Below are 25,943 nucleotides of genomic sequence, written 5' to 3'. Positions count from 1 at the left end.
TTGGAGGTGAAGATGATGAACGAGTCAAAGCAAACGATTGGCGAGATTGTCGCCGAGGATTACCGGACCGCCAAGATCTTTGAGGATCACGGGATTGACTTCTGCTGCGGAGGCAAGGTGGAGCTATCGGCGGCCTGCCTGGAAAAAGGGATCGATCTTGCCGCCATAACCGAGGAGCTTGAGGCAGTAACAAGCAAGCCAGTCGAGAAAAGTCAGAATTTCACCTCGTGGGAGCTGGCATTCTTAATTGACTATATCGTCAATGTCCACCATTCCTACATTAAGGATAATACCGGACAGATTACCGCATATGCCCGTAAGATTGCCGAGGTTCATGGTGCCCATCATCCCGAGGTCATCGAAATCGCGGCCATTTTTACCAAGATGGCAACCGATTTGATGGCCCATCTCCAGGAAGAGGAGGAAGTTTTTTTCCCAGCCCTAAAACGAGTCGATATGGATAAAAAAGCCGGAGCGACACCGGCGGCTATCGATAAAGAAACGATCAACAAGTCACTTGTGAAACTCACCAAAGAACATGAAGAAGTCGGCGATACGATACACAAAATCCAGTTTCTGGCCGGGGGATATGCGATACCAGACGATGTCTGCAACACATTTATGGTTACTTACCAGAAATTAAAGGAGTTCGAGGACGACCTCCATAAGCATGTGCACCTTGAGAACAATATACTTTTTCCAAAAGCTGCACAGCTTTGAATGGCCCTTGCCATGCCGCAAGTAGCTCTTCTCCTCACCGCAGGCACTTGTCATACGGCTGAGTGAAATCGAAGAGCCGGTCGAACCATGTCTTTGTTCGCTGCGGACATCCCCATGCTTTAGCGGCAAGAAAATCGTATCTGAACCACGTTTTCAAACCGGCAGTGGAGTAACAAATGGGCAGATGGTTCCAAAAGAATCTCGGGGATGCGATGTTGGCCTTTGTCGAGTTAGAGCATGTTGAGTTGGTCTGTCAATCGGCCTATACAAAAGCCAACTGTTCAGAAGAAATGGCGGTTTTCCTGCGGCATGAATCGGAAGGGCGTCTTCACTGTGAGGTTGTTGTCTATTTCTCTCCTGCAATGGCGCATATTGCCGGAGAACTGGGTGCAATCCCCTGTGAACAGCCAACGAGGTATGGCCTCAGTTTGCTCGTCGGCACACCGGACGGATGGCCACAGCTGTTGCGGAAAGATTAGGGTGATTTCTCATTAGCCCACCAAAAGGGTATACTTGAATCCAAACAAGGAACTGTTTAGGTTGACTTTGGTCAATTATTCGCCGGATGTTCTGAAGTAGAATTGAAAAAACTGCTACCACCCTGCTCTTCTCGACATCGAATTACTGCATGGCAGGTGCTGTACACTGGTCAACACCTGCTGTTACCTCTCCTCCACCGGCCACTACATGCAAATGCGCGAACAGAAGCTGAATTGCTGGGAGTTCAAAAAATGCGGAAGAGAAAAGAACGGCCGGAACGTACAGGAGATGGGGATCTGCCCCGCCGCCCTTGATGATTCATTCGATGGCATAAATAGTGGCATAAATGGCGGGAGAATCTGCTGGGCGGTGGCGGGAACCTTTTGCGAGGGAACAACACAGGGGGCCTTTCACGCCAAGAGACAATCATGCGTCAAATGCGACTTTTTTTCCTTTGTCAGCCACCAGGAGGGCGCAAGCGGCACTCCCACCAAACTGCTGAGGCTGCTTACCGACACCAGGGATGACTCCTTTCTGGGAGAGTTGACGTACCGATGGGTGAAGGCCGGCGAACGTTTTCTGGTGCAGGGGGGCGTTGAAGACACCGCCTATATCATCCAGCAAGGGACTTGCCTGGCGGTCGTCGAAAAGGATGGTTGCCTGCACCCGGCCGGCCATTGGAGCCGCGGCGATATTGTCGGCATCCGCGGGCTTTTTACTGGCGAACCGCGCCAGTCGCATGTTGAGGCGGAAACCGACATGCAGCTGTGGGTGCTCAACAAGCACCAGATCGACAATATCTCCCATAACAATCCCGAGCTTCTCTCCTTGGTGACGGAAATCGTCGCCAGCCAGTTTGACTCCAAACGGCCGGTTGCCGACCGGCGCATCGGTAAGTATATCGCCACCGACATCATCGGCCGTGGGGCCTACTCGATTGTTTACAAGGCGGTACATAAAGATCTGCAAATGGTGGTGGCGATCAAGATGATGCGCCACAACATGGTCATCGATTCCGCTTTTCTTCAAAATTTTCGAAAGGAAGCGCAGATCATCGCTTCCCTGAACCATGAAAATATTCTCAGGGTCTATGATTTTGAAGAGCGGTATAAAACCGTGTTCATTGTTACCGAATATCTTCACGGCGAGTCCCTGCGCAGCCTTCTCGGCCGGCTCGGCAGGATTCCGCAGCTGCTGGCAATACAGTACCTCCAGCAAATCTGCGCCGGTCTGAGCTATGCCCATGCCAAAAACATCATCCACCGGGACATTAATCCCGACAATATTATGGTGTTGCCGGATGATCGTATCAAGATCCTCGACTTCGGTCTGGCCTGCCCGGTGGGCACGGAGGACGAGCAGATCGGCGGTACACTTGCCTACCAGGCACCGGAACTGCTCGAAGAGGGCTGGGCAGATCGGTGCAGCGACATATACGCCCTGGGTATTACCGCCTTTGAGCTGATCACCGGGCAACTGCCGTTTACCACCGACGAGATACTGACGATCTTTCAGGAGAATGGCCAAAGGGTGCTGCCCGACCCGGCAGATCTGCTGCCGGAAATCCCGCCGGAATTACGACGTATTATTGTTAAGGCCTGTCAACATATGAGAAAGGATCGCTATCAGGACATTGCTGAGGTACTCGACGATCTGGCGCCTTTATACAACCAACATGTAGTCGCCCTGCCGTCTCGAACAAAACAGCAGGAGAGCGCGACGATAATCTGCAGGTATTCCAGAAAGAAACGGGAAGATTTGGATCGCATACTGCTGGAGTTCATCCGTTTGTCGGAAGAACTGGACATCGAAATCCAGGTTTTCAAAACCGACGAGCAGACAGGATCAACATAAAAATCAAGACACCAATTGACCATTAATGACAACACCTAAAATAAATTGCTGGCAGTACAAGAAATGCGGCCGCGAACCCGGCGGTTGCATGGCCGACAAGGATGGTATTTGTCCGGCGGCAGCGGAAACTGCCCTCAACACCTTCAACAATGGGGTAAACGCCGGAAGATCCTGCTGGCTCGTCGCCGGCACCTTTTGCGACCAGCAAATAATGGGTACTTTTGCCGAAAAAATAGATACATGTAAGAATTGCAGCTTTTACCAAAGAGTGCAAGAGGAGGAACACTCCTTCGATACGACACAGGGGAACCTCACTTTATATGCGGCAACGCATATCGGCCTTGTGAAAAAGGCCAATGAAGATCGCTATTATTTTAAAAGGTTTGCCGATAACACCCTGCTATTCGCGGTTGCCGACGGACTGGGCGGGCAGGCGGCCGGGGATTATGCCGCGGAAATACTGAGAGGCAAACTGGCCAATATGCCGCTGATTGCAAAAGGGATGGAAGAAGAGGTTCTGGCGGCGCTTGCGGTGGAAACAGATAGATTCATCCTAGCCGCTGCCGAGAGAGATACGGCCCTTGAGGGCATGGGAACGACGCTCCTCTGTGTCTTTATCCGCGAAGGCCGTGCCAGCTGGGTACATGTCGGCGACAGCCGGTTGTCCATCTATAGACGGGGAATACTCAGACAGCTCACTGAAGACCAGAACCTGGCGCGTTACCTGGTAGAAGAGGGCGAGATCACTCCCGAGGAAGTGGCCGATCATTACTCACGAAACATCCTCGACCAGGCACTGGGCAGCCTTTTGGACAGCCCGGAGACCGGTTCGGTCGAGCTCGACCCAGGCGATATTCTCCTGCTGTCCACCGATGGATTTCACAATCTGGTCCTCCCGGAACAAATCGTCGCTGAATTGATGCATTCAACGGATCTGAAATCAACCACCGACTTCCTGGTCAAGAGCGCCCTCAAAAGGGGAGGAATGGACAATATCACCTTGATCATGGCCAAATACTCCCCTGCCTGAGCCGATGCCTCCGGCGGCCTAAAATACCTGCCGCATCATCAGTAGTTTATATTTAGCTGAAATTCCTTGAGACGCTTGTGGATGGAGCGAAGTTCGGTGATGGTCGTCCAGTTGGCGATAAAGATGGAGAAGGACTCGCGCACCTTGCTGAAGGCGTTCGATACCTGCACCAGCACACCGAGGGTGATGAGCCCGGAGAACAAGCCCGACCCCATGATCAGGTAGGGGACGATGACCATCAGCTGCTCGAAGAAATTGACCCAGATATCAAAATAGCCATAGTGGAGAAACAGCCGGTTGTAGTTGAACTTCAGGCCGGTGAAGAGCTCGACGATGGTCTCGGTGCGGCCATATTTTACCTTATCGTCCTCGGCATAAACCAGCTCCTTGCGGAAGGCCGCCTCCACCTTTTGATTGTTATACTCCAGGCCCGGCAGTTTGATGCCGACAAACCAGGAAATCAGCAGGCCGCCAAGAGAGACTATCAGGGCCACCCAAACCAGGCTGCCGGGGACCGTCTTGATCAGCTCCAGATCAACACCCTTGCTCAGGCCCCAGAGAATCGGCAAAAAGGCAATAAGGGTCATGATCGCCCGGATGACCTGCAGGCCGAGGCTTTCGACAATCCTGGCAAAGCGGTAGATATCCTCCTGGATACGCTGGCTGGCACCCTCCACCTCGGTTTCGACAAGCTGCCATTTTGCCACGTAGGAAAAGGTCATGGCCTCCCGCCATTTAAAGGAGTAGACCCGGGTAAAGTACGAGGTGAGGGTGGCAATCAACACGTAGGGGAAGGCAATCCTGGCAAACTGCACCATGCTCGCCCAGAACTCTTCAACCTTATGTTCGGTAGCCTTTTGTAGGATATTGTAAAAGCCGCCGTACCATTCATTGAGTTGAACCGTCAGCTGCACCTGGAAAAACAGGGCAAGCAGTAACACCAAGCCACCGCCATAGGCCCAAACAAACCACTTCCTGCTTTGATAAAATGATCGGAACATTCTTTATTTCCCTGAAAATTTATGAAAATACTTCAACAAAGAAGATTTTCCCCGCAGTCTCCATGAGGGATTGCCGAGTCAGCTCCCTTGCCTTTGACGAACAGGTACAGTACCCGGTTACTTCTCGGACGTCGTCTGATTTATTGCCTTTTTATTCATTTCCTTGATAAGGCTACGGGCCATCCCCGCCAGACAGGCGACACCAGCAACCAAAACGCCCCAAAGCAGCCACTTCTTCCATGGCGGCGGAGGCGGCAGACTTTTCAGCGCCCTTTCCCCGCCCAATTCCCTTCTGCTGCCAAGACGAGCCGAACCAATCCCCTGATTTGCCGGGCCGGCGTTGAGCGCCTGGAGGACGACGGTACTGTCGCCCCGGTCCTGCTGCTCGAGTCCGGCACTGCCGAAGGCAAGGAGAAATGGCGGCTCCCCCCTGCCGATAAACACCAGTTCGCTGGGATTCCAGCCAAGCTGCAGGGTCGGGATCTGTTGCCGGGATCCTATCCCCGCCCCATCTTCACGTACCACCGCCCGCCAGAGGGTATCGGTAGTCGGTTGGAAGACACAGGGTTCATTGCGCACCTCCGAGGCTGTGAAACTAAGCTTATAAAACACCTGCTCGCAACGGGTATGCCAGGGATCTTTGTCGGTAGGCCGCGACTGCAGGGCTATCCTTGCCGTCGGGTTTTTATCAAAAAAGACCATCTGGGCACTGCTGACCGGCAGGCGGAGGGAGGTCTTATAGTTTAGTGCCGGTACCTTTTCGCCAGTATCGACAACACCGCTGCCGAGATCATCCCATTGCCGCGGCTGGCGCGATGGGACAATCGGCGAGACGGCGTCCACCCGGTTCAGGACAAGAGGCGTGCCACCCTGCCAGGTCAGCCGCAGGTATTTCTGCGGGCCGTAGGGTAGAATGATATTCCTCTTTTCGACCCGCGCCCCACCATGCTGCAGGTCGGCGAGGGGGGCATTGGCAACTAAGGGAATCCAACGCTGCAGGTCGCTGCTATGCTGCACGGTCACCGCGTAGACGGGAGAGCCCTGTCCAGCGATCCAATGCACATCCAGTTCGCCAACCGGCGTCTTCAAGCCGCTGAGATCCAGAAGGTAGCTGGTTGTTTGCGGGCCACCGGCTCCGGGCTTAGGATCGGCATTGATACTGACGATGGTACCGCTGCTGTTACGAACAACCTGCATCGCCAGATCGGATTGGCCGGGGTTGGCGGTATTTTCAAACAGGGGGAAAAACGGCACACTGGCCTTTTTCCGAACCGCCTCGGGAGGCACTGCCACATCTCGTAAACTGTGCGGCACCACCTCTCCCGCTCCATTGAATACCCGGATATCGCCGAGATCCGGACGGCGTACCGTCCGGTACACATCCAGCGGCAGCTCCAGGGAATAGAGGGGGCCGGGGCTGGTCACCTCCAGGTAGTAGCCGGCGGCGAAATCGTCAGGCCGTACCTCCTGAGTACCGGCAAAAGCAGCCTGCAGGGCAAGCAGCGGTATCATTGTAAAACTGAGTTGAGTAGCTCGTCTGCAAAAACGAAACCTATGCCCTTGCGGTTTTAGAAAGAGGTATCTCATGGACTTTTTTCCTCACTTTTCTTCGGCGGCATGGGTGAAAAATAGCCGATAATGAGCATCAGCACCCCCACCACCAGAAACGAGACAATACGAGCGATGGTACCCGTTCTTGAAAGATCAACAATGAACAGCTTCAACACCACCATGCTGAGCAAAATGGCACCCACGGTCCACAGTGGCCTGCTGCCTCGCCGGGTCGCCCAAATAGTTATCGCCAGGGCACTGACACCCCATAGTGCGGCAATGGCCGCCTGGAAAATCGCCGAATGATACAGTGAATCGGCATAGTAAGGAATACCGGCATAAAAATGCACAGACCGGGCGACAACACTGTTGACAAGGAAGAAGAGCAGCACACCCACCACCCCGCGCAGCTGTTTTTCCTTTGGCAGCTTACCACCGAAGGAAGCGATATCCGTCCACCGGGACAGTGTCATAAAGAGGGTAAAAACTGCCATGATTCCAGAAATTTCCAGGGGATTTATGACCGGCAGATAGGGGAGTGGGCTTGGGTTCCCGGCAAAGCTGAAGGAGGCGACAAGCCAGATGCAAAGGGCTGCGGCGAGTGGGACGGTTCCCACCCCGAGATATGCCGAGCGAAATGTCCCAACAGGCCAGAGAGTCAGATTTGGCCAATTCATCAGCAGGAAAAGGCCGCCGATGGGTACCACCGCCCAGCACACCCATGCCCAAACCGAAGCCAGCCCGGTCAAGCGGCCTACCGCCCAAGCCGCCTCATGACTGAGGACAAAGACCAGCAACCAGAGGGTGCCGAGATGCCAGGCAATTTCGATACGCCGTGACCATGCCCCGGTAAAGAGATGGAGAAGCCGGTACTGGACGATAAAGGCAATGGCCCAGGCAGCCAGTCCCCAGCCGGCAAGCAGGTGCGAACCTGAATGGAGATCGAGGAAACTTACCGGTACAAGGATTACCATTGCCGGCAACTGCAGCAGCAGGGCCAAAGCCAGCCGAGGCCAGTGAATCTTTTTCACGGCAATGCCAACAAGCATCGTGGTGGCCGAGCAATAGAGGAGAAAACCGTGTAGCGTCTCCCGGGCAGGCAGTTGCCTGTCCACCTCCCGCAACCCGCCGATATACCACCAGGCAAGGCCCCAGGCGAGCAGAGGCAAAGGGTAAAAGCGCTCCCAGGTTTTCAGTTCACCGTTGTGCCGATCGAGATAATATCCGGATAGCAGACCGGCGCCGGCCAAAAATCCGCAACCGAGGAAATGATGATTGGCAAAGGGCCAGGCCTTGAACGGATACCATACCGAATCAAGGAAGATGAAGGCCGCCGCCGCTTGCAACAGCAGGCCGAAGTGACGGGCAACCACCCGCTGCTGCCGTACTCCGACCCATACCATTCCCGCCCCTTCCAGGGCCCAGATCGAGGCCGACCAGCGTCCGTCGAGAGCCAGAGGGATGGCCAGAGTACCAAAGACCACCCCGAGTGCCAGAAATGCCTCGGCAAGCAGATGCATCCGCTCGCTGAGCCTGCGCCACAAAAAGGTTGCCAGGCTCAGGTAAAAAAGGCCAAAGCCAAGGGCCGACAAAGCCAGACCGTATTGAGTATCCATGACCAGATAATACTGCAGGCCGGAAACCACCAGGGGCAGACCAAAGACCAGGGGACCGTCAATAAATCCCCGCAGATTGACCGGTTGGCGATGGGCAAAGAGAATGGCAATGCCAGCATAAAAGACAAAGAATATCAGGAGGAAGGGTTCGGTGGTGGCGAAGTGCTCGGGCCGGTAACCGCTGCTGCCCCAGAAGGTGCCGATGGCAAAGGTAAAGACAAAACCGATGAGATTGAGGTCGCGCCAGGCCTTCATCCAGGCGATGCCGAAGATCCCGGCATTGAGGAGACCGTAGTAGGAAAACAGCATGACGTGGCTGCCGCCACCCGTCGACATCAGCACCGGGGCGAGAAAGCCGCCAACAATACCGAAGACCGCCAGGGACTTGGCGTCCTGAAGGACCGCCAGCAGACAGGACAGGGCGACCAGGCCGACCATTACCGCCAGGGCGAAGACCATGGGCAAGAAGCCATAGAGCTTGGCGGCGCCAAAGACCACCAGGTAGAGAATACCGACCCCTCCGCCTTGCAGAACCAGGCCGTAGCCGGTCTTGCGGCGGCGCAGCCACCAGCCGGTTGCCAGCATCGCCATACCGGAGATCGCTACACCTGCAAGACGCAGTTCAAGCGGCACCATGTCCCGCTGGGCGGCATACTTGAGAAGGAAGGCGACACCGAAGAAGACGATGATGACACCGATTTTCAATACGACATTGCCGGTACTGAAGAATTCTTTGATTGTCGAGGTGGCTCGGGCAGCCCCCTGGCCAAGGGTCGCAAAAAACCGGTCGAGGAGGTTTGGCTGCCGCTCCTTAGGCGGCTGGTGACTGCTACCAGCCATGGATGGAGCGGCAACCGGTACCGGCCGTGGCCTTGCAAGCGGTGCGGCAGGGCGAGCAGGTGCGGCCGGTTGGGCATTGACCGGTGAAAAGACAACTTCCTGTTCCTGCCTGCCCTTGGTTTCAGGTTTTTGTTCCAAGATATTCAGGCGCTTACGAAGAGAGAGTACCTCCGCCGCCAAGGCCCCGACCAGACCACCGAGAAGAGCATGGCCAAAGCCAAACTGGAGCATTACGAGAAAACCAATCACCACACCCAGAGCCAGATGCATTGTTCCCCTCCTCTCAAAATTTTTGGCGCCATCCCGGTAAACCGTCAATCCCTGTAGCGACTCCTTGCCTGAACGATCTGCACTGACCGGTTCCGTCCTCGGCTAACCGATAAGATCGGCGGCCTCCAGATCGCCCGGCAGTCCCCTCCGGCGCAGATACGCGCAAATTTTCTCCTTCTCGGCGGCGGGCTTTTTCTGACCCAGGTTGGCCTTACCAGTGACCTGTTCTACCCGCACCGCCACAACGGTGCACAAGGCCACCGCCGGCGTTTCGGCGGTTATCTCGGCGAAGTCCGGAACATTTTCATGGCAGGCCATAAGGGCATTGAGGGCGGCCACCTTTTCCACGACATCCTCGACAATCTCCGCCCGGCCGCGAATGACCACCGACTGGTAATACTGGCCGACATCACAGACCGGCATACTCTTGTCGTAGGCGGTGTCGAGGTAGGCAAGCGGCCGATCGACGGCAAAGCACACCTTGGGATCGCGTTGCAGATTGTCGAGTTTTTCACCCTGCCTGGCGCAATGAAAATAGACTGCCCCATCCATGTAAACATAATTAACCGGGGTGATATACGGATAGCCGTCGCCGCCGGTGGTCGCCAGTCTGCCGACACGGCAGCGGAGGAGGATCTCGTCAATCGTACTTTTATTACTTATCTCATTGAATTTTCTTCGCATTATTATAGTCCTTGACGATTGAATCAACGGTTTACCGGGGTGGCATCCTTCCACAACCGAAATAAATCGGCGATACCGCGCCGGGCAAGGCCGGAAATGGCCAGATAGGCCTCATCGGAAAAGGGTCCGCCCTCGGCAGTGGCCTGGATTTCAATCCATCGGCCGTCACCGGCCATCACGAAATTGGCATCGGTTTCGGCGGCGGAATCCTCCTGGTAATCCAGGTCAAGCAGCGGTGTGCCCTCGACAATTCCTGCGGAAATCGCCGCAACCGGCAGAATTTCCGGGAGTTTTTCAAGTTTACCGTCCCGCACCAGCTTTACCAGGGCGTCGCGGACCGCCAGTGCTCCGCCGGTGATGGCGGCGGTGCGGGTGCCGCCGTCGGCGTTGAGGACATCGCAGTCAACCCGCAGCGTCCGTTCACCGATCATAGAAAGATCGACCATCATCCGCAGGCTCCTGCCGATCAGGCGCTGGATCTCCATGGTCCGCCCCGACTGTCCCTGGGTTTCCCGGCGATAGCGGCTATTGGTGGCGCAGGGGAGGATGCCGTATTCGGCGGTAAGCCAGCCGCGCCCAGTGTTCTGCAGGAAGGGTGGCACCTTCTCTTCCACGCTCACCCCGCAGAGCACGTGGGTATTGCCCATACGGATGAGGATAGAGGCGTCGGCCTGGTATTGCACGCCCCGCTCTATCGATAATGGCCTGAGCTCATCAGGCTGCCGGTTATTGCTTCTCATGGTTCTCCATCGTATAATGCAAAATTTCTTATCACCTTTAATAACTACCGTTTACACCGCCATGCTCAATCTCTTTACCTACGGCTCACTGATGTGCAGTGATATCATGTTCCAGGTTGCCAGCTGCCAGCCTGACTTCGTCCCGGCAAGCCTCAAGGACTATTTTCGTTCGCGGATTCGCGGCGAGGAGTATCCGGGCATCATCGCCCAGCCGGGGAGTGAGGTTGCAGGCGTCCTCTACCTGGATCTGCCACCATCCGCCATGGAGCGGCTCGACCGTTTCGAGGGCAGGCAGTACCTCCGCCGGGAGGTGCAGGTCGTAACCGAAGGCCGTGGCCTTTGCGCCGCTGCTGTCTACGTCATTCACCCCGAGCATAAAGAGCTTTTGACCGGCGAGCCGTGGAGCTATGAGCATTTTATCGCGGTGGGAAAATCGCGGTTTCTCTCGGCCTATCTGGGGTTTCAAAAAATCCCGCCGGGATCAGCGGGAGAATAAAGCTGAGTTGAACAGCTCGTCTGCTCAAACGAAACTCATGCCCTTGCGGTATATAGCTGAGTCGAGCAGCTCGTCTGCTCAAACGAAACTCATGCCCTTGCGGTATATAGCTGAGTCGAGCAGCTCGTCTGCTCAAACGAAACTCATGCCCTTGCGGTATAAGATCCGGCACCGCCCCAGCGACAGGGAAGCGGTGCTCAAAAAACATCCGGGCCTAGAGCTGACGCTTGTCGATAACCCGTGCCCCCTTGCCTTCAAAACGCTCCAGCGACCGTTCCTCGACAAGCTTGATCTCCACCCCGATGCCCAGTTCCGAGGCCAGGCGCTTCTTGATGGTTTCAACCAGGGCCTTCTGCTTTTTCATCTCGTCAAAGAAGATCGATTCGACAACCTCGACCAATACCGTCAGCTTGTCCTGATTGTTCTCCCGTTCGACAATCAGCCGGTAGTGTGGCTCGGTGCCTTCAATATCAAAAAGCACCGCCTCGATCTGGGTGGGAAAGACATTGACCCCTTTGATAATCAGCATATCGTCGGAACGCCCCATGATCCGGCTCATCCGCACAAGAGTCCGGCCGCAGGGACAGGGCTCGGTTATCAGACGGGTCAGGTCTCTGGTTCGGTAGCGAATGACCGGGAAGGCCTCCTTGGTAAGCGTGGTCAGAACCAATTCGCCAACCTCTCCCGGAGCCACCGGCTCCAGGGTATCGGGGTCGAGGACCTCGACCAGGAAATGATCTTCGTTGATATGCAGACCGTTACATTCCTGGCATTCGCCGGCAACGCCCGGTCCCATTATCTCCGATAGGCCGTAGTTGTCGGTGGCCCGGATGCCTAAGCGGCTGTTGATCTCCTGGCGCATCGCCTCCGACCAGGGTTCGGCGCCGAACAGGCCGTAGCGCAGGGACAGGCCATTGGGATTGATCCCCATATCCATCATCACATCGGCCATTTTCAGGGCGTAGGACGGGGTGCAGACCAGGGCGGTACTCTTGAAATCCTGCATGATCTGGATCTGCCGTTTGGTGTTGCCGGAGGATATGGGAATGACCGAGGCCCCGAGCCGCTCGGCGCCATAATGCAGACCAAAACCGCCGGTGAACAGGCCATAGCCGAAGGCGATCTGGATAACATCATCGGGGGTGACACCGGCGCCGCAGAGAATTCTCGCCACCAGGTCCGACCAGGTGACAATATCGTTGCGGCTATAGCCGACTACCGTGGCCATCCCGGTGGTTCCCGAGGAGGAATGCACCCGGACGACATCGCGCAGTGGCACGGCGAACAGGCCGTAGGGATAGTTATCGCGGAGGTCCTGTTTGGTGGTAAAGGGATAGTCGCGCAACTCCTCAAGGCTCCGCATCTTCTCCGGATGGAGATTCAATTCACTGAATTTGTTGCGATAAAACGGCACATTATTGGCCACCCGGCAGAGGGTGCGGGTAAGCCGTTCAAGCTGCAGTTTTAGAAGCTCCGGCCGAGGCAGACACTCTTGATCTTTTTGCCAGTACATAGTGGTTTCAAAGGTAACGGTTGAGGTGAAACGGGCCGACCGCAGAGAGCTGCCCCGCTTGAATTATTCCATTTCTAAATCAAGATGATTTCTAAATCAAGATGGAAACGAAGCTGCAAGCCAGCAACGACGAGACAGTACAGAGCAGTACGGCGAGGAGCCGCACAGCCCAGCAGCTACAGTTAATGCTTGATTGACAATTGGAATTACAGGCCGCAGATCTGCTCCCGGCTGAGGATGGTAAAACCTTCCTTTTGCAGGGTGGCCATCGCCTCTTCCATCTTCTCGAAACGGAAGATCAATACGGCGTTTTCCCCGGTTTTATTGACGAAGGCGTACATATACTCGACGTTGATTCCGGCCTCTTTGATGCACTTCAGCACCCTGGCGAGGCCCCCAGTCTTATCCTCCACCTCTACTGCCAGGACCTGGGTCTTGCCAACGGTAAAGCCGTTTTCACGGAGTACCGCCTTGGCCTGCTCGACCTTGTCGACGATCAGCCGGAGGATGCCGAAATCGGCGGTATCGGCGACAGACAGGGCGCGAATGTTGATGGCGTTTTCGGCGAGGATGGCGGTGATCTCCGCCAGTCGTCCGGACTTATTCTCTAAAAATACGGCAATTTGTTCTACCAGCATAGTATCCCTCTTCTCTCAGATTTTTCGCTTGTCGATAACCCGCTGCGCCTTGCCTTCACTGCGCTGGATGGTCTTCGGTTCAACCAGTTTCACCTTACAGGTGACGCCAAGCAGATCTTTAATCTCTTTTTGAATGTGCTTGCTCAGATTTTCCAGAACGCGGACCTCATCGGAGAAGATTCCTTCGCTGACCTCGACCTGCACCTGCATGGTGTCAAGATTTCCCTCCCGTTCTACGACAATCAGGTAATGCGGCTCAACCCCTTCGACACCAAGCAGGACATGCTCGACCTGCGATGGGAAGACATTGACGCCGCGGATGATCAGCATATCATCGGTCCGGCCGGTGACTTTTTCCATACGCACCAGGGTGCGGCCGCACTCGCAGGGCTCGTAAATGAGCCGGGAGATATCCTTGGTCCGGTAGCGGATGAGTGGAAAGGCCTCCTTGGTGAGCGTCGTGAACACCAGCTCGCCCTTCTCGCCCGGTGGCAATACCTCGCCGGTCTCCGGATTGATGATCTCCGGCAGGAAATGGTCTTCGCAGATATGCATGCCGCGGTCGGTCACCAGACATTCCTGGGCAACCCCCGGTCCGATGATCTCGGACAGGCCGTAGATATCGGTCGCCTTGAGATTGAGCTTACGCTCCACTTCCTCACGCATGCTCTCACTCCACGGCTCGGCGCCGAAGATCCCGACGCGCAGCGACAGCGACTTCGGGTCGATCTTCATGGCATCCATGGCATCGGCAAGATTGAGGGCGTAGGACGGCGTGGAGAGCAGCACCGTCGAGCCGAAATCCTTCATGATGTTGATCTGCCGCTTGGAATTGCCGCCGGATACCGGAATGGCCGTCGCCCCCAGTCTCTCGATGCCGTAGTGGGCGCCAAGACCGCCGGTAAAAAGACCGTAGCCGTAGGCGTTGTGGATCATATCGCCTTTGGTGGCGCCGGCGCAGCACAGGGCGCGGGCCATGACATTCGACCAGGTCTCGATGTCTTTTGCGGTATAGCCGACAACGGTCGCCTTGCCGGTGGTTCCCGATGAGGCGTGGACCCGCACCACCTCTTCCATGGGAACAGTGAAAAGGCCGAAGGGATAGTTGTCGCGCAGATCGTCCTTGACCGTAAAGGGCAGTTTGGCCAAATCAGCAAGGCTTTTAATATCTTCAGGCTTGACGCCGGCCGCATCCATCTTGCGGCGATAGGGTTCAACCGTCCGGTACACCCTTGCCACCAGATGCTTCAAGCGCCGCAGCTGGATTGATTCCAATCCGACCCGTGGCAGGGTCTCCATCTCTTCATCCCAATAATGTACTGACATGGTTCCTCTCCCTGTTTCCTAACTGGCTATATTCACTGTCGTTATTGGCTAACTTTTCGTCCGGCTTGGAAGGCCTGCAGGTTTACGTCGCGGAAGCGCTCCGGTACCCGGGTGCGGATGACCTCTTCGAGAACGGCGGGGTCAACCGGCAAAAATGCCGACAGCGCCCCAACCATCACCACATTGGCGGTCTTCATCTCGCCGACCTCCCGGGCGATGTCGAAGGCGTCGACGGGTACGACCTTGATCTGCCGCTGGCGCAGATGGTCGAGAACGTCCTCTGGATACCTCGCCTGGCCGGTGGCGACGGAGGGCGGCAGGATCTTCTGGGTATTGACGATGACCGTGCTGCCCTTGTGCAGATAGGGCAGGTAGCGCACCGCTTCCATCATCTCGAAGGCCATCTGGATATCGGCACAGCCCGGCTCAATGAGCGGCGAGTAAACCTTCTTGCCATAACGCAGCTGAGCGGTGACCGAGCCGCCGCGCTGGGCCATGCCGTGCACCTCGCTCTTCTTGGCGTCAAAACCGGCGGCCAAGAGACCGTAGACGGTGATTTCACTGGCGAGTAAGATGCCCTGGCCGCCTACTCCGGAAAAGAGGATATTGCCTTGTTCTTTCATTTCTTCCCCTCCCCGCGGGTAATGGCATTGAACTTACACAGTGAGGCGCACTGGCCGCAGTCGTTGCAGACCACCTCGTCAATCTTCGAAAGCCCCTTCTGGGTCGCGCGGTAGCCGCGGCTTTCCGCCTCGCCGTCAGCAAAGGCGGTCCAGCTGATGGCCGGGCAGCCGAGACGGATGCACGACATGCAGCCGACACAGTTTTCCTGATTGGTGAAGTAGGACACCGGCCGCCGCGCCTTCATCTCCGGCAGCAGGACGCAGGGCGCCTGGGAGATAACCACCGACGGTTCCTGCAACTCCACCGCCTCCTTGAGGACCTTGCGGCTCTCGACGATGTCGTGGGGGTTGACGGTATAGACATGCTTGACACCCACTGCCCGGCACAGGGCTACCAGATCAAGACTTGCCGCCGCCTCACCCTTGATGGAATAGCCGGAGGCCGGGTTGTGCTGCTGGCCGGTCATGGCGGTGATGCGGTTATCGAGGATGATCAGCGTCGAGGCGGAATTGTTATAAACGGTGTTGATCAGGCCGGTGATGCCCGAGTGGATAAAGGTCGAGTCACCGATAACCGACACCACCTTGTTGTGGCCGTCCTCGCCAAGGGCCTTGGCCATGCCGTGGGCGATGGGGATCGAGGCGCCCATGCAGACGCAGGAATCCATGGCCGACAGCGGCGGCAGAAAACCGAGGGTATAACAGCCGATATCGCCGGAGACAAAGACCTTCATCCGCGACAGGTTGAAGAAGATGCCGCGATGCGGGCAGCCGGCGCACATATTCGGCGGCCGGTTGGGCAACTCAACAGGGGCGAAGAGCTCGGGGCCTGAGCCGGGGCTGATCGCCTCGCGGACGATGGCGGTGTTCAGTTCGCCCTGGTTGGGGATGCGGTCCTTGCCGCGGCAGGCAACGCCCATCGCCTTGATGTGCGTCTCAAGAAACGGATCAAGTTCCTCGACGATCACCAGCTCATCGACCATGGCGGCAAACTCGCGGATCTTCTTCTCCGGCAGCGGCCAGCACATGCCAAGCTTAAGAACAGCAGCCTCGGGAAATGCCTCCTTGACGTAAAGATAGGAGACGCCTGCGGTGATGAAGCCCCTCTTGGTGTCGCCCGCCTCGATGCGGTTGATGTCGATGGTCTCGGCCAGCTCCCGGCATTTGTTCATGCGCTGTTCGACGACGACGCGGCGCTGCCTGGCGATAGCCGGCAGCATGACCAGTTTACCGGGGATCTTGTTGATGCCGCAGGCGGCGTTGCTGGTCTGCATCGCGCCTCTTTCCACCACACCCTTGACGTGCGACACGCGGGTAGTGACCCGCAGCATGACCGGGGTATCAAGCTCCTCGCTCAGGCGAAAGGCCAGCTTGACCATCTCTTTCGCCTCACTGGGCTCAGAGGGTTCGAGCATCGGCACCTTAGCGGCGAAGGCGTAGTTGCGGTTGTCCTGCTCGTTTTGCGACGAATGCATCTCCGGATCATCGGCGCTGACTACCACCAGTCCACCGCAGACACCGGTATAGGCGGCAGTGAAGAGCGGATCGGCGGCGACATTGACCCCGACATGTTTCATCGTGGCAAGGGCCCTGGTGCCGGCGAACGAGGCGCCGATAGCCACCTCCAGGCCGACCTTCTCATTGGGCGCCCATTCGGTATAAACCCCTGCATAGGCCGAGAGGTTTTCCATAATCTCCGTGGAAGGTGTTCCAGGGTAGCCGGATGCAACCTTTACACCGGCCTCATAGGCCCCAAGTGCTATGGCTTCATTGCCGGACAGCCACAGGCCGTTGTCTTTAATCTGTGCCACGATCTCTCCTGATCAATAGAATTCTTGATGCCATTGTGTTTAAGTTTCGTACACCGGCCGCAAAAAACCGGCGTTCCGAGGACAAAATAACCGAGCAAGCTACTCTGAAACCGCGCCTTCCGGCAAGTGTTTTTTCAGCCCCCAGAAAACCACACTCTCCCTCCCCCGTCAACACTTTGCCGACCTGTTGCCACGGATATTTATAGGAAATTTGAAGCCTGGCGGGGATCTTCGCTTTGACAATCCCGGCAGCCATTCTATAATGAGATTGCTCGGGACGATCCAGCCCTGCGGTATCAAGCTTTTCTCAAACATTTCCAGACGTTTTTATAGCGTTCATCGCACAATGCTGTTCCCACGAACTCTACCATGGAGGCCTTGCAATCATGTATATAGACAGAATAATGCACACCGATCTTATCACCGTCTCCCCCAAGACCACCCTGGTTGAGGCCCGGGACCTCATCGACAAGAACAAGATCGACCACCTTCTCGTCATCAATGACAAGAAGAAGCTGGTGGGCATCGTCTCCGACCGGGATCTCAAACAAAATTGGGCATCACCGGCCACCTCGCTGAGCATCCACGAACTCAACTACCTGCTGCAAAAGGTTGAGGTATCGATGATCATGATCAAAACCGTCGTCACCATCCCCACCAGCACCACCATCGAGCGAGCGGCCCTGATCATGCAGGAGCACCGAATCAGCGCTCTGCCGGTTATGGAAGGCGAGGTCTTGGCCGGGATAATCACCAGCCACGACGTCATGGCGGTGCTCCTGCAGGCCATCGGCATCAGTGAAGAGAGCATCCGCCTCAGTATCTTTGTCCGCGATAGCATCGGCAAACTAGCGGAGGTGTCCAATGCCCTGAAGGATGAAGCAATCAATATCCAGAGCTTGTTTTGCTGGCCGGACAACAGATATCCGGGGATTACCGAGCTGGTGATGCGCGTCGCCAGCCAGGATGGCCCAAAGGCGATAGCGGCCCTGCAAGGCAAAGGCTTCAAGGTGAAAAACCGCTACGAAAAAGACATCACCCCGTTCCTGCCGCTATAATCACAGCCGGAAACGGGGCGACGAAGAGGCAGACCAGCGACCCGGCGCAACTATCCCCGGCTGCCGAAGACCAGCTTGCCGCCGAGATGACCGGCGAGGCCTGCCGCCCCGAGAAGGGCGACGGCGATCCCCAGATATATAAACCTTGATGGCGACTCCGGGGCCATGACCGCCGGGTCGATAAGCCGCCAGAAGACCAGCACGCTGGTTGCGGCAAGGACCACCAGGCTGCACAGGATCTTCGTTATAAAGATGAATGACTTTAGGCATTTGTAGCGTTTTTGCCACTCGATAAAACCTGTCAGCAGGACGACCGGCAGCATCAGCAGCACGGCGATCAAATTGTAGAAGGCGGCAAGCTCCAGGCTGGTGATATTGAAAAACAGGGCAATCGCCAGGAAACCAACGGCAGCGGGCAATATGCCATTGGGAAAATGGACGGTGATGGGATGCAGGTGGAATTTTTGCACCGGTCCGGCGAGTGTATCAAAGAAGGTGGTCTCCACCTTGGCGGACCCCTGCGCTTCCGCCACGGCCGGTGCCGTCGTCACCGCCGTTGCAGGCGGAGCAGTCTCCATTGGTGCGGCAGGGGGAACGGTCTCGCCTATTGTATTGCCCTCGGCATCGATTTCGACAAACTGGGACTTCGGGGCGGCGCATACCGGGCATTTATCCGGCGGCTCACTGCCGGAATGAACATAGCCGCAGACAAGACAACGCCAGCGCCTGCCGCCTTCACTTGCCGGAGGGGCTGGATCCGCCGCTGTCTCGACCACCTCCGTAAACATCTTTTTCTGGGCCTCACAGACCGGGCACTGATCCGGCGGTGCATCGCCCTTGTGAATATATCCGCAAACCCCACACTCCCATTTGCTCATAGCCACCCCTCAAGGTTTTCCAATAATTCGATTTTTATCGCAAGAACATACGTTTCGTTGGCACAGACATGCAGCTCAAGTCGGCTTTACAGTAGTGGAGAATGGTGACTCAAGCACCCCTCTTTCTTTTAAGGGATATTGGCCGGAAGATCAAGGACGGAAAAGCCGATCCTGGCGGTTTCTAGCGGTTGCAGAAACCTCTAGGCGGCATTCGTTGTTTCCTGAAATGTTCTGATAAACCGGCGATCTATCTTGTCTTTTAGAACAAAGGCCAGCTTGCCGGCAAAGGCCAGAAACCATTTGGCCAGCACCCCTTCACCGTCGCCCAGATTATACACCAGAAGATAGCTGCCGCCGGGCGAAAATTTTTCAAGAGGCCGCTCTTCCAGGCAGGCGAGGAGATTGCCGTACAGCACCTGATTTTGCCGCACTGCATATACCCCGACCTTATCGAGGGGCTGTGGGGTAAAATGGATGCAGTCACCACCGCCAAAGATATATGGATACCCGGTGGACTGGAGGTATTCGTTGACCTGCAGGCCGCCGTCCGGACCGACCGGTAGACCGGAACGGGCAAAGATCTGCGACGGCTTGACCCCCACCGCCGCAAAGGTGATATCGGCCTGGTATTCCTGACCATTCTCAAGAACAACCCGCTGCCCGTCAATCTGCCGCACCCGACCCACCTCAAGAATCTCCACACCTTTACGCGCAAGAACATCTCGCACCAGAAGTCGAACCCGAGCCGGCCGCCCGGCCATAAAGCTCCTGCCACAAAACAGCCGGATGGTTGGCATATGCACCGACTGCTGGCGGCACAACTGGTGAATATTGCCGGCAATCTCGATCGCCGACGGTCCGCTGCCGACCACCGCGACGGTGCACTTGCCCTGCCCAGCCACTTCAAGGACCTTTTGCCTGGCAACCAGCAATTCCTCAATGGGTTTCGGGGTAAAAACCGTCGGAAATTTGCCGGAGATCATCTCCCGCGGCACGTAGGAACCAGCATTGCACGACAGGACATCAAAGGCGATCGCCTCTTCGCTGTCCTCAAGATATACCAGCCGCCTATCGGCATCGATCCGCCGGGCCTTGCCGAGGATGAAGCGGCCGCCCTTGCTCTCCACCTGCCGGCGGGTAGCAAAACGAATCTCCTCCGGCAGGTAGGTCCCGCCGAGCATGCCCGGCCCCATACCGCTGTAATAATGGTATTCGGAAGGCTGAATAACGGTAACCTCGAAACCCTTATCGATAAAGCTTTTGAGCCTGGCCAGAGTCACCATATGGGCATGGCCGCCGCCGATGAGGACAAGACGTTTTCTCATGAAAGGTCCCTCTGCTGGTCAATGTAGTTGCTCAACCTGGCGATATGGCCGCGTTCCTCCCCGGCAATCCGCAGCAAGACCTGCCGCCCCTCGCCTTCGCCGCCCTTTTCCGCCGCCCGCAGGTACAGGTCAAGGGCCTGTGCCTCTATCGCCAGGGCCAGCGACAGCACCTCGATTTCCGAATCGAGATTGGTGTTGTACCGCGCCAGATATTGTTCGGTGGTCAAGCCGCCCTCCATCGCCGGTTCGGCGATTTTGCCGGCAAACTCGGCAACCGACAGGCGCTTGCCGGTAACCTCGCCGTACAAACCCACCAGTTGTTCCTGGTGGAGGGTCTCAATGGCGGCCAGTTTGCCGAAGAGGTCCTTGGTTTCCTGGCGTTTCGTCCTCTTTTCCATGGCCAGATAAAAGTCCCGAAGACCCATCTCCAAACCAAAACCGACGATGATTGCCTCCATGGAGCTGATCGCCCCGACAAAGAGATGCATGCCGACATCCTCCGGCCCCACTGCCACCTCCTTGCCCCAGGCCTTTATCCCGCCGGAAAGATTGTAGAGCTTCTGAAAGCCTTTGCCGGAGAGCATCTGCGCAGCAACCCGGCTGCGTCCGCCCATCGCTCAGTAAATGACAATGGGCTTATCGACGGGAAGTTCGCCGAGACGGCCCTCCAGATCGCCGAGCGGCAGGAGTTTCGCGCCCGGCAGGTGACCGGCGGCGTATTCCTGCGGCTGCCGGACATCAAGAAATGTCACCTCGCCCGCCGGACTATCCGCCACCATTTTATTTGCCTCATCCCAGCTGATTGAGGCGACAGGGGTGAAAAATTGCAACCATTTCATAAGGACCTCCTCCAGGTGATGACGACCGTCTTCTTGCATGGCGTGGGCAAAGTTCATTTACCCAGCCAGCCCGCATGCCCATCGTCTTCGATGATACATCCTTTATCCGCGGATATCCACTCCCTCCCCGCAGCTTTTACCTTGTCGTGGCAAAGCCTTTTTACCGGTAATCGGCGCCGCTGATATCCTGGCGCTTCATGATTTTTTGCAGGGCCACCCGCGATATCCCCGATATCTCAGCACCTTGCGAGACATTTCCGGCGGTCTTCCGAAGCAGCGCCCTGAGATACTTTTTGGTAAAGCCCCGAAGGATCCGCTCCTTGGCGTCTTTGTACGCCTCAAACTGGCCGTTGCTTTCAAAATCATCCGCCGCCCGCTCCTCACCAGCCAAGCTGACCGCGGTCTCCAGAAAATTCAAATCTTCCAGGCCGACATGGGGATGCGGACAGAACATCACCGCCCGGCGCACCACATTTTCCAGTTCCCGGACGTTGCCCGGCCAGTCCTTGTTCATGAGGGCGGTTATGGCCTCTTGGGTAAACTGTTTCCGGGGCAAATTCAGTTCAAGACACACCTTTTCGGTAAAATGGGCAACCAGCAGTGGAATGTCCTCGACCAGTTCCCGAAGGGCCGGTGTGAGCAGAGTGACGCCAGTCAAACGGTAGTAGAGATCTTCCCGGAATTTTTTATCCGCTATCATTTTTTCAAGGTCCAGATTGGTCAGGGCGATGACCCGGATATCGACCTTGACGGTCCTGGTCGAGCCAAGCGGTTTAATCTCTCGCTCCTGCAGTACCCGCAGCAATTTACTCTGGATGGAAAACGGTAGATCCCCCACCTCGTCAAGGCACAGCGTTCCCCCGTCCGCCGCGGCAACCAGGCCTTGCTGATCCTGATTGGCATTGGTGAAGGCCCCGCGCACATAGCCAAACAGCTCGGATTCGAGAAGATGTTCGGGAATTGCCGGACAATTGACCATAACCAGCGGCTTCTTACGGCGGTCGCTGAGGTTGTGCAGGGCCCGTGCCGTCAATTCCTTGCCGGTTCCCGACTGACCGCGCACCAGAACGGTATAGTTGGTGCGAGCGATGATCTCAAGGTTACTGCGAAACTTCTGAAAAACCGGTGATTTACCAACAAATCCATGACTTATTGTCTGACCGCAAACCTGCTCTTTCAGGGTGGAGTTTTCCCGGAGCAAACGATTACGCTCAATCGCCTTGCTGAGGGTGCGAAAGATGACCTCCTGCTCAAACGGTTTGGTTATAAAATCATAGGCCCCGAGTTTAATGGCCTCAACGGCAACCTCGATCGAGCCATAGCCGGTCATCATTACCGCAGTCAGCCACGGATCTTTGCCGATCAAATTTTGCAGTAACTCCAGGCCGTTCATCCCGGGCATTTTAATGTCAAGGAGCGCCAGGTCGGCGGGCTCCTTGGCAAAATAGCTGATGGCGCTCTCGGCATCGGCAAGGGCCACCACCTGCAAACCGGGAAACTCCCGGCTGATAAGACGCTGCAGTCCGTTGCGCATATCGGTCTCGTCATCGACAATAACAAGGCGGTTTTTATTCATGTTTGCTTCCTTACACGGGCAATGAAATGACAAAGCGGGTCGGCTTGCCGGGAGAGCTTTCGGCGGTGATCTCGCCGTTATGATCGCGAATGATCCCGTAACTCACCGATAAACCGAGCCCTGTCCCCTTCCCCGGCGGCTTGCTGGTAAAGAAGGGGTCAAAGATATTGTTGATGATCTCCGCCGGGATTCCCGGGCCATCGTCCTCAATGATGAGAATGGCTCTCTGCTCCTCCTCTGAAAATCGGCTAGAGACGGTAATTCTTCCTCCTTCCTCGATGGCCTGGGCACTGTTGAGCAGGATATTGAGGACAACCTGCTTGATCTTGTCTTTGTCAAGAACTAGCGGTGGAATGGCGTCATCAAGAAAAGTCTCGACCGTAATCCGCTGTTTGCGGAACTGGCTACCGACCATAAGCATCACATCGCCGATAATCGCGTTCAGCGAACATGCCTCTTTTACCGTCGGTTGCTGGTGGGCAAACTTCAGGAGATCAGCGATAATTGTCCGGCAATTGCCGGCGTGTTTCTCGATGATTTCCAGATCAGACCGCACCTCCGGGGCAAGATTGGCCTCGCCCTTGATAAGATCGATATGGCACAAAATGACCCCCAGGGGGTTGTTGATTTCATGGGCAATTCCCGCCGCCAGCATACCTATAGAGGCTATTTTCTCGGTATTCTGAATTTTGCCTTCGAGCCTTTTTTGCTCGGTGATATCCTTGACGTAGCAGACAAGGCTTTCCGCCTTATTCCCCTGCACCTCGATCGGATAGAAATGGATGAGAAAGATTTCACCGCTCTGCATGCGGATTTCACGGCTTATCGGATGATCGGGAAAGGCCGCCAGGACATCGTCGCACTGCACCAGCGGACAGCAGGCATTGGCCAGAAGGTCTGAGGTCTTTTGGCCAACCACCTGCTGCATCGACATGGCATAGCGCTGGAGAAAGGCCGCATTGACCACCTTGATCCGGCCTTCGCGGCCAAGAAGCACCACCGGATCGGTGATCCCGTCAAATACCGATTGCAGAATATTCTTGCTACGGAGAATCTCCTCGGCATAACGCTCCAGGGTGCTTTGCCTGACCTGTATCTGGTCGGCGATGGTCTTGGCGGCGGCGATAAGCTCTTCAATGGCATCCATCTTCTGGGAGCTGTCGAAGATGGTCTGCCCCTCGGCATCGCGGATGTTTGTTCGGAAAAAACTGATTATATTACGGAGATTACTCGCTATATAGCGGTTAAAAAAGGTATTGATGATGACGTAGACAAAGATGATCGAGGGCACCACCCCGATAAAGAGCGCCAGAGTAAAGTCCTTAATCTTTTGCAGATTGACATCGATGGGCATGCCAAGACCGATGACCCCGGAGATCGCCCCCGAGGTGTGGCCGTAGCCTCGTGTTGTCCCATAGCCGTCGATTACCTCCTGCGGCGCGGACGCCGGATCGCCGTGGCAGTTCAGACAGGCCTCCTTGAAGACAACCGGCTGAAAGCGCATGAAATATTTTTCCCCTTCCATTTCTAGAATCCCCTGCCATTCTTTTAATTGGCCATCCCTTTGGAAACGTTGAATCATTTCCGTTTCCAGGGCACCCGCCTCATAGGCGGGATTTTTGGCATTGATGGCCACCCGGCGGTACACGAAGCCGGGCACCTCGTGGTTGAATCTCTCCATGATCATCCGACTGATATAGGAAGACGACATGGCCTCCAAAACAAACCGCCGCTCACCCAACTCCTTGTACATGGCCGGCCGAAGCACATCCTGGACGTAATTCCTGTTGGCCTCGATGGCCTTCATGACCAGCTCGGTCTTTTCGTGGGCATTCTGCTCGAGATTCTCCATCTCATGGTGATAGATGGTCGAGGCGGTCAGCCCGGAAAAGATGATGAGTATCGCCGCAAGTACCAGCAGGAATTTGGCCTGGAAGCCTGGGTGTCTATTGCGACTTTGTGCAGTTTGCTGATTGGCGGTCATTACCAAACCTTGAAAGAAAATGGGGAGGAGTGCCACCTGGCCATTACCACCCGGCAACGGCCTTCATGTTTTTTGAAGGGTAGCCGGTACGGTGCAGGAAGCAAGGATTTTTCGACACCTGCAGCGCCGTAAAAGGCAAAACGGCAGGAAGAGCCCGTCGAACCCTCCCTGCCGTTTTACTAGCTACAGCTTTTACTTTGCCCCTGCCTCAGGGCGATCCCTGCCCCTTGGCGGCGGGCCTGACCAACAACACGTCACAGGCCAGCTTTTTCACTATTTTCGCCAGCGGGTCACGCATGATCGTAAGGCCACGGGTAAACGGGCTGGACATGACCAAGAGATCATAGCCCTTGGCCACCTCCCTGCGAATCTCCTCAACCACGTCACCGGTGACGGTGAGCAGTTCCCCGGGAACCTCGCCGACCTGCTCCGTATAGGCCTTCAAGGCCATCACCGCCGCATCTTCTTCCTGCGCCAGCATATATTCGAGAAAGCCGATACGGGCATTGCAGCCGGACAACCAGTCATGACCGATGAACATTTCCCAGGTGGCATCGACGACGAACAGGGCATTGAGGCTCGCGCCACGCTCGCGGGCCAGGCGCAAGGCCTCAGCCACGGCACGGGGATTGTCATCAAGGGCAAGGAGGATTTTCATCAAGGCAGGGTTCCCTTCTGGTGCTCCAGTTCGACGATTGCCCCTTTGTCCTTCTTCACCTTGTCGCCGGGCTTGCCGGCAACCTTCAACACCTTGCCGCCGGCCTTCGAGGTGAACTCCTCAACAACGTTTTTCTCTTCCATGACGTTATTGACCCACTTTTTCTTCACCACTTCGAGGGAGAAAAGCTTATCGCCCGCTTTGATTTCGGCACCTTCCTTGACAAAGATCTCCACGAGCTTGCCATCGCGCTGCGGTTTGATGGATACGGACGGCACCACGAAGGCCATATAGGTAAGTACGACGATTACAACGATTCCCGAACCGATGATGGCGGCGATATCCTCGTGCCGGTCGGTTTTAAAAACTGTCAGGGATTTTTTCTTGTCAGACATGAATTGTCTCCTCTAATTTATAGTAACCCCAGTCCCT

Annotated in this window: 23 protein-coding genes; 6 read left to right on the top strand and 17 right to left on the bottom strand. The window is 56.0% G+C overall.

Annotated features, from left to right (window positions below):
* The first annotated feature begins 12 nt into the window (after positions 1-12).
* From ric to OEL83_16090, 4 genes are all read left to right on the top strand, one after another.
* A complete protein-coding gene (ric, locus tag OEL83_16105; GenBank protein ID MDK9708567.1) occupies positions 13-720 on the top strand; it encodes an iron-sulfur cluster repair di-iron protein in 708 nt (235 codons plus the stop codon).
* Between the two features lie 176 nt (positions 721-896).
* Positions 897-1,199: a hypothetical protein gene (locus tag OEL83_16100; GenBank protein ID MDK9708566.1), complete on the top strand. Its 303-nt coding sequence runs from the start codon at positions 897-899 to the stop codon at positions 1,197-1,199.
* A gap of 208 nt (positions 1,200-1,407) precedes the next feature.
* Complete coding sequence (locus OEL83_16095) at positions 1,408-3,054, top strand: protein kinase (GenBank protein ID MDK9708565.1); 1,647 nt, start codon at positions 1,408-1,410, stop codon at positions 3,052-3,054.
* 25 nt (positions 3,055-3,079) lie between these two features.
* Positions 3,080-4,084: a protein phosphatase 2C domain-containing protein gene (locus OEL83_16090; GenBank protein ID MDK9708564.1), complete on the top strand. Its 1,005-nt coding sequence runs from the start codon at positions 3,080-3,082 to the stop codon at positions 4,082-4,084.
* Between the two features lie 38 nt (positions 4,085-4,122).
* Here the strand turns inward: OEL83_16090 and OEL83_16085 are convergent, their stop codons facing one another.
* From OEL83_16085 to rph, 5 genes are all read right to left on the bottom strand, one after another.
* Positions 4,123-5,085 (bottom strand): putative transporter, encoded by a 963-nt coding sequence (locus OEL83_16085; protein MDK9708563.1) that lies wholly within the window; start codon positions 5,083-5,085, stop codon positions 4,123-4,125.
* 117 nt (positions 5,086-5,202) lie between these two features.
* Positions 5,203-6,597 (bottom strand): DUF3999 domain-containing protein, encoded by a 1,395-nt coding sequence (locus OEL83_16080; GenBank protein MDK9708562.1) that lies wholly within the window; start codon positions 6,595-6,597, stop codon positions 5,203-5,205.
* Between the two features lie 71 nt (positions 6,598-6,668).
* Positions 6,669-9,362, bottom strand: coding sequence for a DUF2339 domain-containing protein (locus OEL83_16075; GenBank protein ID MDK9708561.1), 2,694 nt, complete (start codon positions 9,360-9,362; stop codon positions 6,669-6,671).
* A 102-nt stretch (positions 9,363-9,464) separates the two neighbouring features.
* Positions 9,465-10,046, bottom strand: a complete 582-nt coding sequence (locus tag OEL83_16070) for a pyridoxamine 5'-phosphate oxidase family protein (protein ID MDK9708560.1) — start codon at positions 10,044-10,046, stop codon at positions 9,465-9,467.
* Positions 10,047-10,069: 23 nt separating this feature from the next.
* Positions 10,070-10,786 (bottom strand): ribonuclease PH, encoded by a 717-nt coding sequence (gene rph, locus OEL83_16065; protein MDK9708559.1) that lies wholly within the window; start codon positions 10,784-10,786, stop codon positions 10,070-10,072.
* Between the two features lie 16 nt (positions 10,787-10,802).
* Here rph and OEL83_16060 point away from each other — a divergent pair, with 16 nt between their 5' ends.
* Complete coding sequence (locus OEL83_16060; protein MDK9708558.1) at positions 10,803-11,282, top strand: gamma-glutamylcyclotransferase; 480 nt, start codon at positions 10,803-10,805, stop codon at positions 11,280-11,282.
* A 214-nt stretch (positions 11,283-11,496) separates the two neighbouring features.
* Here the strand turns inward: OEL83_16060 and OEL83_16055 are convergent, their stop codons facing one another.
* The 5 genes from OEL83_16055 to iorA form a co-directional block, all read right to left on the bottom strand.
* A complete protein-coding gene (locus tag OEL83_16055) occupies positions 11,497-12,795 on the bottom strand; it encodes a phenylacetate--CoA ligase (protein ID MDK9708557.1) in 1,299 nt (432 codons plus the stop codon).
* Positions 12,796-13,001: 206 nt separating this feature from the next.
* The gene (locus tag OEL83_16050) at positions 13,002-13,433 is read right to left on the bottom strand and encodes an ACT domain-containing protein (GenBank protein ID MDK9708556.1); all 432 of its coding nucleotides are present in this window, start codon (positions 13,431-13,433) and stop codon (positions 13,002-13,004) included.
* Positions 13,434-13,448: 15 nt separating this feature from the next.
* Positions 13,449-14,759 carry a phenylacetate--CoA ligase gene (locus OEL83_16045; protein ID MDK9708555.1) on the bottom strand — a complete coding sequence of 437 codons (1,311 nt, stop codon included), beginning with the start codon at positions 14,757-14,759 and terminating at the stop codon, positions 13,449-13,451.
* Between the two features lie 41 nt (positions 14,760-14,800).
* A complete protein-coding gene (locus OEL83_16040) occupies positions 14,801-15,382 on the bottom strand; it encodes an indolepyruvate oxidoreductase subunit beta (GenBank protein ID MDK9708554.1) in 582 nt (193 codons plus the stop codon).
* Positions 15,379-17,193 (bottom strand): indolepyruvate ferredoxin oxidoreductase subunit alpha, encoded by a 1,815-nt coding sequence (gene iorA / locus OEL83_16035; GenBank protein MDK9708553.1) that lies wholly within the window; start codon positions 17,191-17,193, stop codon positions 15,379-15,381. The genes OEL83_16040 and iorA overlap by 4 nt, the downstream gene beginning before the upstream one ends.
* Positions 17,194-17,579: 386 nt before the next feature.
* Between iorA and OEL83_16030 the strand changes: the two genes are divergently transcribed.
* A complete protein-coding gene (locus OEL83_16030) occupies positions 17,580-18,251 on the top strand; it encodes a CBS and ACT domain-containing protein (GenBank protein ID MDK9708552.1) in 672 nt (223 codons plus the stop codon).
* Positions 18,252-18,301: 50 nt separating this feature from the next.
* Here the strand turns inward: OEL83_16030 and OEL83_16025 are convergent, their stop codons facing one another.
* The 7 genes from OEL83_16025 to OEL83_15995 form a co-directional block, all read right to left on the bottom strand.
* The gene (locus tag OEL83_16025) at positions 18,302-19,129 is read right to left on the bottom strand and encodes a hypothetical protein (protein MDK9708551.1); all 828 of its coding nucleotides are present in this window, start codon (positions 19,127-19,129) and stop codon (positions 18,302-18,304) included.
* A 200-nt stretch (positions 19,130-19,329) separates the two neighbouring features.
* The gene (locus tag OEL83_16020; GenBank protein MDK9708550.1) at positions 19,330-20,454 is read right to left on the bottom strand and encodes an FAD-dependent oxidoreductase; all 1,125 of its coding nucleotides are present in this window, start codon (positions 20,452-20,454) and stop codon (positions 19,330-19,332) included.
* Positions 20,451-21,293 (bottom strand): rhodanese-like domain-containing protein, encoded by an 843-nt coding sequence (locus OEL83_16015; protein ID MDK9708549.1) that lies wholly within the window; start codon positions 21,291-21,293, stop codon positions 20,451-20,453. Before OEL83_16015 ends, OEL83_16020 begins: the two co-directional genes overlap by 4 nt.
* Positions 21,294-21,453: 160 nt before the next feature.
* Positions 21,454-22,869 carry a sigma-54 dependent transcriptional regulator gene (locus OEL83_16010; protein ID MDK9708548.1) on the bottom strand — a complete coding sequence of 472 codons (1,416 nt, stop codon included), beginning with the start codon at positions 22,867-22,869 and terminating at the stop codon, positions 21,454-21,456.
* Positions 22,870-22,879: 10 nt separating this feature from the next.
* The gene (locus tag OEL83_16005; GenBank protein ID MDK9708547.1) at positions 22,880-24,853 is read right to left on the bottom strand and encodes a DUF3365 domain-containing protein; all 1,974 of its coding nucleotides are present in this window, start codon (positions 24,851-24,853) and stop codon (positions 22,880-22,882) included.
* A 208-nt stretch (positions 24,854-25,061) separates the two neighbouring features.
* The gene (locus OEL83_16000) at positions 25,062-25,511 is read right to left on the bottom strand and encodes a universal stress protein (protein MDK9708546.1); all 450 of its coding nucleotides are present in this window, start codon (positions 25,509-25,511) and stop codon (positions 25,062-25,064) included.
* Entirely contained in the window at positions 25,511-25,906 is a 396-nt protein-coding gene (locus OEL83_15995) for a biotin/lipoyl-binding protein (GenBank protein MDK9708545.1), read from the bottom strand. Before OEL83_15995 ends, OEL83_16000 begins: the two co-directional genes overlap by 1 nt.
* Positions 25,907-25,943: the final 37 nt, after the last annotated feature.

The sequence above is a fragment of the Desulforhopalus sp. genome (assembly GCA_030247675.1).
GTDB lineage: Bacteria > Desulfobacterota > Desulfobulbia > Desulfobulbales > Desulfocapsaceae > Desulforhopalus_A.
Note: the sequence above shows the minus strand (reverse complement) of the source record. Positions and strands in the feature narration are given on the sequence as shown.

Excerpts from the sequence above, each read along its gene's own strand:
- OEL83_16080 (MDK9708562.1), bottom strand. The coding sequence starts at position 6,597 with ATGATACCGCTGCTTGCCCTGCAGGCTGCTTTTGCCGGTACTCAGGAG.
- OEL83_16070 (MDK9708560.1), bottom strand. The coding sequence starts at position 10,046 with ATGCGAAGAAAATTCAATGAGATAAGTAATAAAAGTACGATTGACGAG.
- OEL83_16040 (MDK9708554.1), bottom strand. The coding sequence starts at position 15,382 with ATGAAAGAACAAGGCAATATCCTCTTTTCCGGAGTAGGCGGCCAGGGC.
- rph (MDK9708559.1), bottom strand. The coding sequence starts at position 10,786 with ATGAGAAGCAATAACCGGCAGCCTGATGAGCTCAGGCCATTATCGATA.
- OEL83_16085 (MDK9708563.1), bottom strand. The coding sequence starts at position 5,085 with ATGTTCCGATCATTTTATCAAAGCAGGAAGTGGTTTGTTTGGGCCTAT.
- OEL83_16060 (MDK9708558.1), top strand. The coding sequence starts at position 10,803 with ATGCAAAATTTCTTATCACCTTTAATAACTACCGTTTACACCGCCATG.
- OEL83_16030 (MDK9708552.1), top strand. The coding sequence starts at position 17,580 with ATGTATATAGACAGAATAATGCACACCGATCTTATCACCGTCTCCCCC.
- OEL83_16010 (MDK9708548.1), bottom strand. The coding sequence starts at position 22,869 with ATGAATAAAAACCGCCTTGTTATTGTCGATGACGAGACCGATATGCGC.
- OEL83_16020 (MDK9708550.1), bottom strand. The coding sequence starts at position 20,454 with ATGAGAAAACGTCTTGTCCTCATCGGCGGCGGCCATGCCCATATGGTG.
- OEL83_16045 (MDK9708555.1), bottom strand. The coding sequence starts at position 14,759 with ATGTCAGTACATTATTGGGATGAAGAGATGGAGACCCTGCCACGGGTC.
- OEL83_16090 (MDK9708564.1), top strand. The coding sequence starts at position 3,080 with ATGACAACACCTAAAATAAATTGCTGGCAGTACAAGAAATGCGGCCGC.
- OEL83_16000 (MDK9708546.1), bottom strand. The coding sequence starts at position 25,511 with ATGAAAATCCTCCTTGCCCTTGATGACAATCCCCGTGCCGTGGCTGAG.
- ric (MDK9708567.1), top strand. The coding sequence starts at position 13 with ATGATGAACGAGTCAAAGCAAACGATTGGCGAGATTGTCGCCGAGGAT.
- OEL83_16095 (MDK9708565.1), top strand. The coding sequence starts at position 1,408 with ATGCAAATGCGCGAACAGAAGCTGAATTGCTGGGAGTTCAAAAAATGC.
- OEL83_16050 (MDK9708556.1), bottom strand. The coding sequence starts at position 13,433 with ATGCTGGTAGAACAAATTGCCGTATTTTTAGAGAATAAGTCCGGACGA.
- OEL83_16075 (MDK9708561.1), bottom strand. The coding sequence starts at position 9,362 with ATGCATCTGGCTCTGGGTGTGGTGATTGGTTTTCTCGTAATGCTCCAG.
- OEL83_16055 (MDK9708557.1), bottom strand. The coding sequence starts at position 12,795 with ATGTACTGGCAAAAAGATCAAGAGTGTCTGCCTCGGCCGGAGCTTCTA.
- OEL83_15995 (MDK9708545.1), bottom strand. The coding sequence starts at position 25,906 with ATGTCTGACAAGAAAAAATCCCTGACAGTTTTTAAAACCGACCGGCAC.
- OEL83_16005 (MDK9708547.1), bottom strand. The coding sequence starts at position 24,853 with ATGACCGCCAATCAGCAAACTGCACAAAGTCGCAATAGACACCCAGGC.
- OEL83_16025 (MDK9708551.1), bottom strand. The coding sequence starts at position 19,129 with ATGAGCAAATGGGAGTGTGGGGTTTGCGGATATATTCACAAGGGCGAT.
- OEL83_16100 (MDK9708566.1), top strand. The coding sequence starts at position 897 with ATGGGCAGATGGTTCCAAAAGAATCTCGGGGATGCGATGTTGGCCTTT.